Consider the following 15,234-nt stretch of genomic DNA (forward strand, 5'->3'; position numbering starts at 1 on the left):
TGTTCTAAAAGAAGTAGGAATTTATATATTTAGAAATAACAAATACAAGGCTAATATGAAATATTTTACTTTAATGATTCTCATCTCTTTCCAGTTTGTAAGCTGTTTACAAGAACAGGAAAAGACACCCTCACAAACAGAATACACCAGCAATAAATATGACGCCTTGGTAAGTCTGTTTAGTAAATGGAGGGCATTCGAAAATCCACCTAAATTGAATGGCGTACCAGATTATAAGCTGTCTGCTTTTGAGAAAAGACAACCCCAATTTAATGCGTTAAGAGCTGAACTGCTGGCTATCGATACTACTTCCTGGTCTGTTCCTGAACAAGTTGATTGGATGATCGTATGGGCAGAAATGAATGGCTATGACTTCAATTATAGAGTTCTTAGGCCTTGGGAACGAGATCCGGCCTTTTATAAGTCTGTTTGGAGTGCCAAAAGCGATGTACCTGCCCATGAAGGCCCCACCCATCATGGAACTACAGAATTATGGACGTACAGTTATCCTTTATCCGAAAGTGAACGGAAACGCCTTATTAAAGACCTTAAGGTAATCCCTGGTTTAAATGAACAGGCTAAAAAGAACTTGACAGGTAATGCAAAAGATTTGTGGATCACGGGTATTAGAGATATCCAGGAACAAAGTAAGGTCCTGAAAAAATTTAAGGAAAAAGAAGAAATAAAAGCTGATAAGGAAATAGTATCCGTCATAGACCAGGCCATTGCCTCTTCAGATAATTTCGTATTGTGGTTAAAGGAACAGTCGGGTTTTAAAACCGGGCCTTCAGGAATTGGTAAGGAAAATTACACATGGTACCTTCAAAATGTACACCTTGTTCCTTTGACATGGGAAGATGAGGTCATGATTTTGAAAAGAGAGCTGGCAAGGGCCTGGACTTCCTTAAAATTGGAGGAACATAAGAATAGAGATTTACCGGCATTAGAAGATGCTAACTCGCCAGAAGTTTACAAGAAGTTGGCAGATTATGCAGCAAATAGTTTAATCAGCTTTTTAAATGAGCAGGAGATAGTAACTGTAAAGCCCTATTTTGAGCCTGCCTTACGCGAACATCTTGGTGAATTCGTTCCTCGGGAGAAACGAAATTTTTTCCTAATAGGAGAACATTATGACCCCAGGCCTTTGTATTCGCATTTTTATCATTGGTTTGAATTAGCCAGGATGGAGTTTGAACCTCATAAAAGTGAAATACGTCGCGGTCCATTATTATATAATATTTTTGATTCCAGAAATGAGGGTACAGCTACTGCCGTTGAAGAAATTTTTATGGAAGCCGGCCTTTATAATGATAGTCCCAGGGCAAGGGAAATAGTGTATATTATGATCGCTCAGAGGGCCGCAAGAGGTTTAGGGTCATTATATGCGCACGCCAACGAAATGACTATGGAAGAGGCCGGCGGAATACACTCGGAGTATACGCCCAGGGGATGGATGAAAACGGAAAAGGAGTTACTCATTTTTGAACAGCATCTATACCTTCGACAACCAGGATACGGCACCAGTTATATTACAGGAAAGTATCTTTTGGAAAACGCCATGGCGGCCTATGCCAAACACTTGGAACAGGAGGAAAAACCATTTATACTTAAAGACTTTTTTGATAAGTTAAATAGTATTGGGAATATACCTATCTCCTTAGGACATTGGGAAATGACAGGCTCCAATGAGAATTTGGAATTAATTATTGGACCTAAATAATTACATTATAATTATGAAAAGAAAAGACTTTATAAGAACAACCGCCACTTTTGCCACCGCAACAGCTTTAGTACCTTTATCCTCTTGCAAAGCGGACAAGGAAAAAGTGATAAAAGAAACAGAACCTTTAGTATTGCGTAAGAACTGGGCTGGGAATTATACTTATAAGGCTAAAAACCTCTATGAGCCCAATACGGTAGAAGAACTACAGGGACTCATTAAAAGGCTTCAGACGCAGAAGGCCTTAGGTTCTTGTCATTGCTTTAACGATATTGCTGATAGTCCCTTAAACCAGATTTCTACGAAGAACCTGAAGGGAGTAATAGGAATTGACAAGGAATCTATGACGGTCACGGTTGGGGCAGGAACAAAATATGGAGATTTTGCACCTGAACTCCATGAAAGGGGTTATGCGGTTCATAATTTAGCATCCCTGCCGCACATCTCGGTAGCCGGGGCCTGTGCTACTGCAACCCATGGTTCGGGCGTAGATAATGGAAACCTCGCAACCGCCGTTAGCGGGCTTGAATTAGTCTCCGGAAATGGAGATATTATTAGGTTAAGCAGGGAAGAGGATGAAAACATGCTGCATGCCGCCGTTGTTAATCTTGGGGCTCTTGGCATCATAACAAAAGTTACTTTGGATATAGAGAAGACTTTTGAGGTGCGACAGGATGTATTTCAAAATCTGCCTCTTGAATCTTTAAAAGAGAATTTTGATGCCATACTCTCCGGGGGTTATTCCGTAAGTCTGTTTACAGATTGGCAAGACGACTTAATAAGTCAGGTTTGGGTGAAAAGGAAGGTTGATGACCAAATAGAAGAATTAGGGAATGATTATTTTGGAGCCATAGCTGCAGAGCGTAATTTACATCCAATTACCGAACTTTCTTCAGAGAATTGCACGGAACAGATGGGTGTTCCGGGTCCATGGTATGACAGGTTACCACATTTTAAAATGGGATTTACCCCTAGTAGTGGGGAAGAGTTGCAATCTGAATTTTTTGTACCAAAAGAAAAGGCATTAGCGGCCATTTTGGCTTTGGAAAAAAGGCGGGAGGAAATTTATCCTCAATTGATGATTACAGAAATCAGGACCATAGCAGCTGACAATTTATGGATGAGTCCGTGTTACCAACAGGATTGTGTCGCCATACATTTCACCTGGAAGCAAAACCCAAAAGAAGTTGGAGAATTGATTACCATGATTGAAATGGAACTTGAACCCTTTGAATACCGACCGCATTGGGGGAAACTTTTTTCAATATCCCCATCCTTATTGGCTTCGAGATATGAAAAGCTACCTGAATTCATTGCGTTATGTAAAAAATTGGACCCTGAAGGTAAATTTAAAAACGATTATTTGAATTTGAATATCTATTCTTAGAACCTTATTTAATCGCACTTTTTTTGGGCCAATAAAAGGTATTAAAAAAGCGTAAGTTTTAATTACTTGCGCTGCACCAGCTATGTATTTTAACTCAGTTCTTTGTTAGCAAAAGTTTTTTGGCCAATTATATTAGTGAAAAAAGTAATTAATTGCATTATCCCCATGCTTAAGTTGTATATTGATTTCCAAACCAATACAATACATAACTATTATGAGAAAAAACATTAGATTATTTGGCTTTTTGGCATTTACGGCTTTAATTCTTTCAGCCTGTGCAACTACAGAAAAAGAGAAAGTCCTTGATATGGAACAGGTTAGGGTTGAAATCCAGGCAATGGAAGATGCCTATGCCGCAGGTGAAAAAGCGAAAGATGCTGATGCGGTGGCTGCGTATTACAGCGACGACGCCATAAGTTATAGCCGAAACGAACAACCTCTTTCAGGTAAGGCAGCCATCCGAGCCAATATTGCAAATAATATTGCAAATGATACAACTGAAAATTATAATGTATATAAGGTTGTAGACTTATTTGCTGAAGGTAATATTGCGGTTGAGATTGGTTCCTGGACCGAATTCGATTCTTCTGGTAACGAAAAGGATAATGGAAATTACATGTCCTATTTCCAGAAACGAGATGGAAAATATATATGTGTTCGAGATATGAGTACGACTACATCTCCAGTTAAGTCAGGTATGTAAGCAAAAAAATAATGTAATAAATTGAATAAATTTTTGCTAACAATAGGATATAGTTATTAATGAACTCCCACTTATGTAAGCCAGGATAATATATCTTAATGACATCCAAAGGTGTTTAGGCTTTATAAGTTATGCGGTACATTTTGCTTTATAAGCACACATTAGGTAGCGTAACAGAGGTTGTTTTTGTTGGCGGTGGTTACCATTTAAGTTGGGCCCTTCAATATAGACCCCTTATGAGCAAGTGTTGTTGGGATAAGGCACGATTTAGTCGCTCGCCCTGGCAGAGGGGATAACGAAATACGAAATATGAAGTAGGAGGTGGAAAATACGAAGTAGCTTTTACCCTGTACCTCTAACCTTCTACTTCAAATTTAATTCTCGTTCCATATTGGGAGCCTGGACAGGGAAGGGTGGTTAGGGTAAGACACGAGCGTGAATCTCGCGCTAGTTGGGGGAATAGCGAAATACGAAATATGAAATGCGAAGTTAGAGGTGGAAAATACGAAGTAGCTTTGACCTTGTACCTCTAACCTTCCACTTCAAATTTAATTCCCATGCCATATTGGGAGCCTGGACAGGGAAGGATGGTTGGGACAAGACATGAGCTTTATGCTCGCGCCAGCAGTGGGCGGTTGTTGGGGTTTGATTTTAATCTTCTGCTAATTCCAAATAACTATCAATATGTGCTAATAAGGTTTTTGTTCGTAGCAAAGATTCGCTTTTTTTCAGAGCAGCTAATTTTCTGAAATGCCTCCTATTCGTGATCATATTTGTATATCTCTTATCATTTAATAGTGCTTCATAATCAACGGGTTTCGTAGTATTTCCCTCCCATCGAAAATGGGTATGAAGAATAGGTAGTACGGAAGATGGCCAAAATAGATCTTCAAGTCTTACCGTTTCACTAATCAAGTTGGAGTATGATACATCAAACAGGTCAATAATATCTTTTCGCAGGGAATCAGAATCAATTATTTCAAATCCTTTCGATTTGATAGCTTCAAAAGCTGAAGAGGAAAGTACAATATCGTGCGATAAAATTGCTTGTCGAAAATGAGTATCCAGTGAATCATGATAAGCTCTCCTATTATCGATATGTTCAACAATTAAATTGATTTCAGCTATGGAATTATGCTCTTTTTGAATTTCATCATTAAGGCGCACCAGGTTGGTGTTTAGGTTTTCTTTTAATTCAATTAAGAGTTTATTTTCGACAGCTCTATCCTTTTTAAACTCATTCCAATTGTTGATCTGCAGAGCAAAAAGGATACCGATGACCACCAATACAATTTCGCCAATGGCATAAAGCAGATATTTGCCGAATTTGCCTGCCCTTCCGTTAGGCGGGTTTTCAGTCAGTAAGTTTTGACGAATCTTCCTGAAGAATTTAAACATTTAAGGAAAGGGTTGGTGGTTAGCTTACCAAGGTACTGAATTATTGAATAGGCTATATTCTAGCTGGTAAATTATGTTCAGGAGATGCCCATAATATAGGGAACTAAAAGTGCGGCAGTGGTTATGCCAAGAGCAGGAAACAAATCCCAAATAATTACATAAATAATTTTTCTTCTTTGAAGTTTGGAACCTGTAGTTTGGGATTTAATTAAGAAAGTGTTGTTATTATATCATAATATAGATTAGGGCTGGACAAAAAGCTGACAACAATCTACTTTGTTGACTCTTTTTTATTTCATTATCCCTTATTCCAGGGCTTCCCATTTTGTTGCTTTCAATATTTTTTCAAATATTTTGGTATTTTCATAAATTCCAGCAAATTCTTCGGAACCTGGGCCATAAGCAAATACTGGGATCAAAGTAGCAGAATGACCTGTAGTAGAAAAGGTCATACCAATTTCACTATAATCACTATACTCTTCCCCATCTTCAGTTTTCTTTTTTTTTGCGGCCAAAGTAAAACCACCTGTTTCATGATCAGAAGTAACGATTACAAGTGTATTGCCCTCTTTCTCTGCATAATCTAATGCTTTGCCTATCGCATCGTCAAAATCAATAAGTTCAGAAACCAGATACTCTGCATTGTTAGCATGGCCACCCCAATCTATTTGCGAGCCTTCGGCCATTATGAAAAAACCTGAATTGTCTTTGCTTAAAAATTGAATGGCTAGTTCAGTTGCTTTGGAAAGAAAGTTACCTCTACCCTCGGTAACTTTAGGCATATCATCTTGTGCTAAGAGATACCCTGCCTTATCACTGGATTTAATTTTGGAGAAATCATTTAAAGAAGTAGTATCAATAGTGAATTGTTTTTCATTTAATGTATTCAATAAATTTTGCCCATCTTCTCGGTGGTTAAAAAACTGTAGTCCTCCACCAGCGAAAAAATCTATTTCGGATTCTGCTAATTGTAAGGCAATTTTCTCCGCGGAACCTCTATTAAGAGTATGTGCATAAAAACTTGCCGGAGTAGCATGGGTTATTGAAGAAGTGGCAATCATTCCGGTATTAATTTTTTTCAATGAAATTAGCTCCACCAAATTTTTTACCTCTGTTGAATCATCCGCAACTCCAATTGCACCATTGTAGGTTTTGACCCCACATGCAAAGGCTGTGGCTCCAGCAGCAGAATCGGTGACATCCTCCCTTGAGGATGAAGTTTTTATTAGACCTATATGCTTAAATCGTGAATAGTTTGGTAAAGACTCTTTGAAGTAGAAAGCGGAAGAAATCTGTGTCAATCCAGTTCCGTCGCTGATCAGAAGAATAACATTCTTAGCACTATTAACCTCTTTATTGACTTTTTCACCAGATTTACATGCAAATAATACTAGTGCTAGGCAAGCCAAAATAATTTGTTTAATTTTCATTTAATTTACAATTTAGTAAAAACCATTCGTAACTAGCCCTTGGTTTAATAAGCTTATCTGAAGTAACAGTTGGCAGATACCATATCAAGATAATAAATTATCTATAGAAGTTTCTTCTTTCTATACAATTGGAAATAATACCAGGCCGCGATGCCGCCAATGAAGGAAAAAAAAGCCAACATCCAAAACACATGCTGATGACCCACTACACCCGGCGAATTCTCTAAGAGAAATCCCATGGCGGGTCCTGCGAATATATCCGGCGTATAGCCTATGAGCGAAATAAGACCAACAGCAGTCCCTGTAAGTACTAAAGGAATCTGCCCTCTCTCCATTACTGCGAAGTACAGAGATCGTGCAGCGTACACTCCGGTCGCTACGACCAAAATAGATAGAAAAAAGAGTATTGTTGATGAATCTGAAATAATACCTGTAGCAAACAACAATGCCCCCAGGAATGAAACTATAAAACTAACAACCAACCAATAGGTAGTATCTGTACGGTCTGCCAAGACCCCAATTAGTACACCAATAACAGGGCGTACAAACAACAAAAAAGTGCCTACCTGCGCCGATTGCACCTGGTCATACAGCATTACATCCTGGGCATAGAGCGAAAACACATCTGTTATTTTGTAGCCTACATAGGCACATAAAATAATGATCATCAGCAACCATACGGAAGGCAAACGCAGCACCTCTTTTATTTGTGATATCGTTATTTTTTCCATGATGATCTCTTTTTCTGCTTTGGGGTCCATTTTCAAAAAGAACCATACAAAAAGGCCTACTATAACAACGATAGCTGAGGATACCAGAATCACATACCTGAAGGCTGCTCTGCTTTCAGAAAGGGTCGCTTCTGAAACTTCAGCATTAATAAAGAGTGAAAAAATAAGTACGCCCATAGCTCCGAACAGAGCCCCCACTAAGCCACGTCCGCCGTCCAAAAATCCAAACGCTTTACCTTGGGAAGAGGACCCACCCCAGACCCTGGTAGCCTTGATCATAGGAGCCCAGAATAAAAAAATGGTTGTAAAACCCCAATAGCCATAAAGTATTTTTAATACTGTATAACTGGGAAAAGTTGCATAGACCAAACCTCCTGAGGCCGTCATCCATAGAGCCACTGCAATCAATTTTCTTGGAGGAAATTTATCCGCCAGGGGACCCCCAAAGAGATAGGATAACAAGGCTACTATGCCATATAGAGAGAAACATATACCCAACTGTACATTGTCCAGTTCAAAAGCTTCAAGCACTGTAGGCCTAAAGACTCGGGCAAGAACAAATGGAATAATAAATACAGACTCCCCGGCCAAAATGAGTAGAAACAGGAAGTGCCAGGGGGCTTTTTTTTGATTCATGGATTTTGGTGGATTGTACAGAAGAAGTTGATCATGGCAGGGATGGTTGGCGGTTAGCTCACCAAGTTACTGAATTATTTATAGAAGCATTAAGCACCAAATCACAAATCACAAATCTCAAATTCTAAATAATTATGGGTAATAACCGGGCTATTGGAATTTGAATTTTGTAATTTATAATTTATGGGAAAGAGGATAGTTAGGTTAGATTAATTAAGATCTCTACAAAATATAAAAAATAATGAAATACATAATAATTACGTCTTTAATCGGTTAATAAGTTAAATAATCCTATATTCATCCTGTCACACTTTATACCATACAATAATTTACCTATGCAGAGATTAAAAATCTTGGTAGGCACTGCGATTTTAATTATTACGCTTTATGCCCTAACCATAAGCGCCAATAATCCTGTTTCTTCTTCTGAGTCAGAAAATACAACTGACAAGCTAAAAACATCTTTAGCCGATCAAAAAGCGGCACAACTATATAAATTGCAACAACAAGAATTAAAAGTTGCTGTGCAAGCATATTTTGATAAGGCCATTGCATCCGGTGACGTAGTAGGAGCCGGGGTGAGCATCGTAAGAGGAGATTCGATTGTAATTTCAGATGGGTTTGGTAAACGAAATATTAACCTAAATGAAGGCGTTGACGGCCAAACGATATTTAGACTCGGGTCGCTATCAAAAGGATTTGCCGGAGTATTGGCTGCCGATTTAAAGGATGAAGGCAAATTGGATTGGGAAGATAAGGTTAGCGATTATATTCCGGAATTTCAGTTGGGCGATAAAAGTAATACGGCTAAAATTACACTGGCCAATATTTTATCACACACTTCGGGCGCGCCTTACCATAGTTATACCAATCTTGTAGAAGCCGGATTGTCATTAACAGATATTGCAAAACGCTTTAAAGACGTAACGCCAATAAGTAATCCGGGTTTAATGTATAGCTATCAGAATGCCTTATTTGCGCTCTCCGGAGAGATGATGTACAAGGCTACCGGACAGGACATTAGCACATCTTTAGAGAATAGATTTTTTAAGCCACTGGAAATGTGCTCCACCACCATGGATTATGAAACCCTGGCACATGAAAATAATGTTGCAATGCCGCATTCAAAGAGGCGAAACGGATGGAACCCCAAAAAACTTAATGACCATTATTACAATGCCATAGCGGCTGGAGGTATCAATGCCAGTGCCCTTGATATGGGCAAATGGATTCGATTTTTGCTGGGGCATAACCCGGAGATCATGAGCAAGTCGGCCTTAGAAGAAGCTTTTAACCCCTTTATTGAAATTAAAGGGCATAGTAAATATTACCAGCGCTGGCCGGGACACTTATCATCCTACTACGGCTTTGGGTGGAGGATCCATAAATTTGCAGAGCAGGATACTTATCAGGAAAAAACCATTTGGCACCATGGTGGAAGCGTAAATGGTTACAGAAATGAAATTGCGGTTTACCCTGAAGCCGATCTGGGGATTTGTGTTCTTTTAAACAATAATTCCCGGCTCGCAAAAACAGTAATGCCGGATTTGTACAGGATTGTTCAGGCCATATATGACCAAACCACTGCCAAACTTGCCGTGAATAACAGCCCAAACAACATAACGCACTTATGAGTAGTGCTTTAAGCTCCATTATTTTTTAAAAACTAAAAAGTAGTAACAAAAGCAGTCCATGAACTATAGCTAGTTCTATTCATACCACCCCACATCATTCCAACTATAAACCTGAAACGTATTGCTTAATCCTTCATAAAGATAACGTTGCCCTCAACCGAGACAAGTACCTTTATTGTAGCCGGGTTATTGTCCAAATCCCTTAAAAAATCACCCCCGGTCGTTGCATCCCATGTATCTTCTGAAATGCTATTTATAGCAATAATAATTATATCGGGAATAGGACCCTCAAAAAGTGTCAATATTTTTTCGTCTGCACTTAGACTCCATCTGCCATAATCATAGGCACCATTAAAATAGGAACTATATGTATTATCTGCGTTAAATATAAGTTCCTCTGTAATTTGAGTCTCAAACTCATCTTGAAGAAGTTCATACTGTGCAGCAGCATCCTCCGGAGAAAGCCCGACCTCATTAACCAGATAATCAGGTACTGATTGGGCGCCTACTGAGGCTTTAATATTAATATCTGTTGGGGTCCAGGTTCCTACCAATAGTTCAGCTGTGCCCTGTTCATTGTCACAATCACCAGCATCATTATCGTCGCAATCAGTTGCACTGCAATCGTTGTCAATATCAAAAAGGCCATCCCCATCCATATCAACAGCATCTCCGTGTCTTTGGTGGGCAGAAACCGCATTGCCATTTATATTAATGATCTTTCCATTATGGCATACATCTACCTTAGCAGACTTGGATTTGGCACTAAGTTCGGTTAGATCATTCTCTGTGCTGGTGTTTTGTTTCTCACATCCTGCAATAAATAGAAAAATTGACATGACCAGGAATATTTTTTTCATAATTCATTAGTTTCTTATATCCAAAAAGTTACAAAATATTTTCGGCTTAAAAGAATATCACAAGGTCTTGACAAAGGAAACATTTAATTTATTCTATTTTAAGTTTTAGATAAAAGACAATGTCCATCAATTGATACCAGAAAGGAGTCGGATGTCCCACTATTTGATTTGGGGAGAATACTCATAAAAAATTGCTATCTTAGAGATATTCCTCAAACCCATTAGATTACCCTGAGTCATTATTAAAATGGTATTTCGGATATGGAGATTATTGACTTTTATAAATTTGTAGAACATAACCCTCTTTTTAGACAGATGGCAGTGGACGATGTTTTGTTCACTGCGTATGACTGCCCCTTAGAGGGCTCTCCAGTGGATTACTCTACCGAAAAGAACTATTTCTGTTATATTTTTGTAGGTGGGGGTAGATGGAAAACTCCGACGGAGGAATACACCTTGAAAGCCGGAGATGCTGCTTTTTTAAAAAAGGGAGTACATAGGGTATTTAAAATTCTGAACGGGGATTTTTGTGCACTACTGATTTTCATGCCCGATGAGTTCATAAGTTCGGTCTTAAAAAACGAAACGAACCTAATTCTTGATAAAAATCTTGAAGAAGAAACAGATTCTGTTATTCCTTTAACCTTAAACGAAAGCCTGCTTGCGTATTTTAGTTCTTTGATGGGGTATTTTTCACAAACTTCAAAACCTTCCAAAAGTTTGCTCAAAGTTAAGTTCAAGGAACTTATAGTCAATATAGCAACAAGTGGAGACAATCCCTTAGCGACAAAATGCTTCAAAGAAATTGCTATTACAGGCAAAAAATCATTGAAGTTAGTTATGGAAGAAAATTTTATTTTCAATTTAAAATTGAAGGATTTCGCCCATTTATCTAACCGAAGTTTGGCAAGTTTTAACCGGGACTTTGTAAAACTGTATGGAACCACCCCAGGAAAGTGGCTGAAAAGTAAAAGACTCAATTACGCCAAATATCTACTGGAAACTACAGACTTGAATATTAATGAAATTACCGTTGAATCGGGTTTCGAAAACACCTCACATTTTATTCGTACGTTCAAAGAGCATTTCAGTTTTGCACCCCTAAGATTTAAAAAACAGCAGCTAAGCAAGGTCTAACTTATTGTTGCACTGAGTTTTTTTGCATATCATTTGATACGATGAGTACATTTTGACTTTAGGCTAATTCCTAATATTGTATTCACATCTTAAAAGGAATCAATATGGAAATCACACACAAACCACAAAGGTTTTTCCTTTATGTCATTTTGTTAATTATGCCGCTTTTAAATAGTTGTCTGGCCCAAAAGGAAGATGTTTCTCATTACACGGGGGAGATTGTAAATGTCTGGAACAAGAAAGTAATGGATTTAGCTATTGCCGAAGACAATTTATTTACTTTAAAAGGAGTACGAACCACCTCAATGATGCATGTGGCTATGCATGATGCTCTTAATGCCATACGACCAAAATATACTACTTATGCTTATAAGGGAGATATGCCAAAGGCTAATCCGATTGCCGCGGTTGCACAGGCGGCCTACGAAGTGGCCGTTGATCAATTTCCTGATAAAGAAAATGAACTATACCTGGAACTCAATAATTGGCTGAGCTCGGTACCTAGCGGAGATTCAAAGAACGAGGGAATAAATCTTGGAAAGGCCTCAGCCGCAGCAATTTTAAAAATGCGTAATGACGATACGTGGAATGAGCAGTCGGAATACACTTGGCATCCTATGGCTCCCGGTGTTTATGCTGAATTTAATGAACATAGTGGCACTCCTGAAGGATTTATCTTTGGGGCAGGCTGGTCTAAGGCAAAGACTTTTTTATTGCCGAGCTCGGATTATTTCAGGTCTCCACCACCACCGGAGATTAATAGCGATAGTTATACCAAAGCCTATAACGAAGTGAAAGAAGTGGGCGCCACAGTAAGTGCCATAAGGACTAAAGATCAAGCTCATTATGCCATGTGGTGGAAGGAATTTGTTGAAATATCTTTAAATAGATTAGCGAGTGATCTTGTTTTGAAAGAAAAGATTGATCTATGGACTACAGCAAGATCGTTTGCTTTATTGAATATGACGATCTACGATGCATATGTATGTGTCTTTGATAACAAATTTTTCTATAACCACTGGAGACCTTATACGGCTATTCGATGGGCAGCCAATGATGGAAATCCGGATACTGAACCGGATACCACTTGGAATACCTTACATAATCATACGTATCCTTTTCCCTCATATCCCTCTGCACATGGCTCAGGTAGTGGTGCTGGCATGACGGTGATTGCGAATACCCTGGGCTTGGGTAATGAATATGCCTTTACGATGACCGTTCCTGAAGTGGACAGTGCCGGCCCGATGTCAGAAAAAATGAAAATGGATCCTCCGGAACGTTCCTTCAATAGTTTTTCTGAAGCTGCCCTTGAAGGAGCTATGTCCAGACTTTATCTGGGAATCCATTTTAGATATGATTCTGTAGAAGGAAATAAACTGGGAGTTCAAATTGGCGAATACGCCAGTCAAAACTTCCTTAAACCTTTAAAATAATTGAAAATAAAGGTTTTAGTTGTTGTTATGAATTTAATAGTCAAGAATGTTCTCCTTTAAATCTAATTGATTTATTAATCTTTGGTATACACCACTTTTCCATCAAAAATGGTCATGGCTATTTCCGTATTTAAGAAATCCTCTTCAGCTACCGTCATTAAATCCTGGCTATAAATAGTAAAATCGGCCAATTTCCCAGCTGTGATAGAACCTTTGATGTCTTCCTCAAAAGCGCCGTAAGCAGCATCCAAAGTATAGGACCTAAGGGCCTGTTCTCTGGTCATTTTCTGCTCCGGTTCATAACCGCCCTCGGGAGTGCCTTTTAAGGTCTTTCGGCTTACACTGGCATACAAACTGGCAATAGGATCCAAAGGTTCTACTGGAACATCGGTCCCATTTACAATCGGGATTCCACTTTGTAATAAGGCCTGCCACATATAAGCTCCTTCTTTGATGCGCTGCTCGCCCAAGCGGTCTATAGCCCAGGGTCTGTCAGAAGACAGGTGTACTGCCTGCATGGCAGGTATCACACCTAACTGGGCAAAGCGCGGTATATCATCCGGATGTAAATGCTGTGCATGCTCGATTCTAAATCTGTGATCGGTCGCCAGGTCGGGTAATTCATCAAAAGCGACTTCATAGCGGTCTAGTATTTCCCTATTGGCCCTATCTCCTATGGCATGTGAGCAAACCTGAAAACCATGATGTAATCCGTTCAAAGCGGTTTCTTTTACAAAAGCCATAGGCAAGGTTTCGAGACCAAAATGTCCGGGTCTGTCTGTATAGGGTTCTAAAAGCCAGGCCCCTCGAGAGCCCAGGGCTCCATCACAATTCAATTTTACCGAGCGAATAGTTAGCAAATGGGCAGGATCTATAAAGGGACCTTTTTCATACCATTCATTAAGTAATTCTTTGTCCCAACCTGTGAGCATCACATAAAGACGGGCTTTCATTTTACCCTCGGTTTTCATTTTTTCATATAAGGCGATAGTCTCCCTTCCAATACCCGCATCGTGAAAACCGGTAATGCCATTTCTGTGACAGGCTGCTATGGCCATTTCAAAAGCTTTGGCATCTTTCTCAGGGGTACTTTCGGGAATATGTTTGGTTATCAAACCCTGGGCACGTTCATTGAAAATACCCGTGGGTCTTCCAAGCTGATCGCGCATTACTTCACCACCCTCCACCTCAAATTTGTTTATACCGTCTTTGGGTAAAACAAGCAAACCCGCAATATCCATCGCAGCGGCATTAGCAAAACCGGCATGTCCGCTAGCATGCCTAAGGTACACTGGATTATCTGGAGAAACCTCACTGAGTCTGTAATGTGTTTGAAAGCCATTTACGGTATCGGAAGGCATTTCGGTCCATTTACTTTGATGCCATCCTCTCCCTGTAATCCATTCCCCCGGTTCGGCTTTTTCAACTGCTGCAGCTACGGCATCAACTATTTCCTGATAGCTGGTAGTATTCATGAGGTCAAGGTTTAATTCATTATACCCCAATCCCATAAAATGTCCGTGACCTTCTATTAGCCCGGGAGTCATGGTTTTGCCTGCTAAATCAATTAATTGTGTCTGATCATCTTTATATTTTTCGGCATCCGCAAGGCTTCCGGCAAAAAGAATCTTATTGTTTTTTGTAGCTACTGCCTCTACCGTAGATTGTATGGTATCGACAGTATAAATAGGGCCACCATAAATCAGTAGGGTAGCAGCGTCTTTTTTTGGACTGGTGCAGGCCGTTAAAGTAAGGAAAAATAGTGTTACGCTCCAGAAAGCAGTATTTTGTAATCTCATAGTTGTTGGTTTTTTAGGAAAACTAAATTTACAGCTTTCTTACTTATAATGAGGGTTAAGATTAGGACTTAAAAAGACATGACCAGGTAATTTCCTAAAAATGAGCTTTCTAAGGGATCAGCTCCTTCCCAATAATCAATACACTTTTTACGAATTCATCAAAGTCTTCATTGGTGACACGATGGCTGGAAATAGCACAGCGGATACAATACATGCCACTAATTGTGGTGTAACCGGGAAGGGCAATGGCACGTTCTTCAATTTGCAATTTAATTTCTTTATTCAGTGCATTTAATTCATCCTGTGAGAGCGAACCGGGATTGTATCTAAAACAAACAATATCCATACCAATTGGCGCTATGA

The 15,234-nt window shown here is 39.3% G+C and carries 12 protein-coding genes; 6 read left to right on the forward strand and 6 right to left on the reverse strand.

Going from position 1 to position 15,234, the window contains the following annotated elements; genetic code table 11:
• The 3 genes from WBM60_RS10430 to WBM60_RS10440 form a co-directional block, all read left to right on the forward strand.
• The coding region (locus tag WBM60_RS10430) for a hypothetical protein (RefSeq protein ID WP_424283048.1) at window positions 1-1,720 on the forward strand (1,720 nt) is incomplete at its 5' end.
• A gap of 13 nt (window positions 1,721-1,733) precedes the next feature.
• Window positions 1,734-3,107, forward strand: a complete 1,374-nt coding sequence (locus tag WBM60_RS10435; RefSeq protein WP_424278429.1) for a D-arabinono-1,4-lactone oxidase — start codon at window positions 1,734-1,736, stop codon at window positions 3,105-3,107.
• Window positions 3,108-3,321: 214 nt separating this feature from the next.
• The gene (locus WBM60_RS10440; RefSeq protein ID WP_424264200.1) at window positions 3,322-3,810 is read left to right on the forward strand and encodes a DUF4440 domain-containing protein; all 489 of its coding nucleotides are present in this window, start codon (window positions 3,322-3,324) and stop codon (window positions 3,808-3,810) included.
• A gap of 651 nt (window positions 3,811-4,461) precedes the next feature.
• Here WBM60_RS10440 and WBM60_RS10445 read toward each other — a convergent pair.
• The 3 genes from WBM60_RS10445 to WBM60_RS10455 all read right to left on the reverse strand — a co-directional run bounded on the left by WBM60_RS10445 (window position 4,462) and on the right by WBM60_RS10455 (window position 8,005).
• A complete protein-coding gene (locus tag WBM60_RS10445; RefSeq protein WP_424283049.1) occupies window positions 4,462-5,208 on the reverse strand; it encodes a DUF6090 family protein in 747 nt (248 codons plus the stop codon).
• A gap of 305 nt (window positions 5,209-5,513) precedes the next feature.
• Window positions 5,514-6,638: an alkaline phosphatase gene (locus WBM60_RS10450; RefSeq protein WP_424283050.1), complete on the reverse strand. Its 1,125-nt coding sequence runs from the start codon at window positions 6,636-6,638 to the stop codon at window positions 5,514-5,516.
• Window positions 6,639-6,739: 101 nt separating this feature from the next.
• Window positions 6,740-8,005 (reverse strand): MFS transporter, encoded by a 1,266-nt coding sequence (locus WBM60_RS10455; protein WP_424279843.1) that lies wholly within the window; start codon window positions 8,003-8,005, stop codon window positions 6,740-6,742.
• Between the two features lie 335 nt (window positions 8,006-8,340).
• Here WBM60_RS10455 and WBM60_RS10460 point away from each other — a divergent pair, with 335 nt between their 5' ends.
• Window positions 8,341-9,639: a serine hydrolase domain-containing protein gene (locus tag WBM60_RS10460; protein WP_424277211.1), complete on the forward strand. Its 1,299-nt coding sequence runs from the start codon at window positions 8,341-8,343 to the stop codon at window positions 9,637-9,639.
• Between the two features lie 125 nt (window positions 9,640-9,764).
• On the opposite strand, the gene WBM60_RS10465 is transcribed toward WBM60_RS10460, so the two are convergent.
• Window positions 9,765-10,499, reverse strand: a complete 735-nt coding sequence (locus tag WBM60_RS10465) for a hypothetical protein (RefSeq protein WP_424277210.1) — start codon at window positions 10,497-10,499, stop codon at window positions 9,765-9,767.
• 261 nt (window positions 10,500-10,760) lie between these two features.
• On the opposite strand from WBM60_RS10465, the gene WBM60_RS10470 reads away from it, so the two are divergent.
• On the forward strand, window positions 10,761-11,636 hold the full coding sequence (locus WBM60_RS10470; protein ID WP_424262893.1) for a helix-turn-helix domain-containing protein: 876 nt from the start codon (window positions 10,761-10,763) through the stop codon (window positions 11,634-11,636).
• Window positions 11,637-11,740: 104 nt separating this feature from the next.
• Complete coding sequence (locus WBM60_RS10475; protein ID WP_424283051.1) at window positions 11,741-13,072, forward strand: phosphatase PAP2 family protein; 1,332 nt, start codon at window positions 11,741-11,743, stop codon at window positions 13,070-13,072.
• A gap of 74 nt (window positions 13,073-13,146) precedes the next feature.
• On the opposite strand, the gene WBM60_RS10480 is transcribed toward WBM60_RS10475, so the two are convergent.
• Both WBM60_RS10480 and WBM60_RS10485 read right to left on the reverse strand, forming a co-directional pair.
• A complete protein-coding gene (locus tag WBM60_RS10480) occupies window positions 13,147-14,871 on the reverse strand; it encodes an amidohydrolase (RefSeq protein ID WP_424283052.1) in 1,725 nt (574 codons plus the stop codon).
• 109 nt (window positions 14,872-14,980) lie between these two features.
• The coding region (locus WBM60_RS10485) for a hypothetical protein (RefSeq protein WP_424283053.1) at window positions 14,981-15,234 on the reverse strand (254 nt) is incomplete at its 5' end.

This window comes from Eudoraea sp., assembly GCF_049669105.1.
Taxonomy (GTDB): domain Bacteria; phylum Bacteroidota; class Bacteroidia; order Flavobacteriales; family Flavobacteriaceae; genus Eudoraea.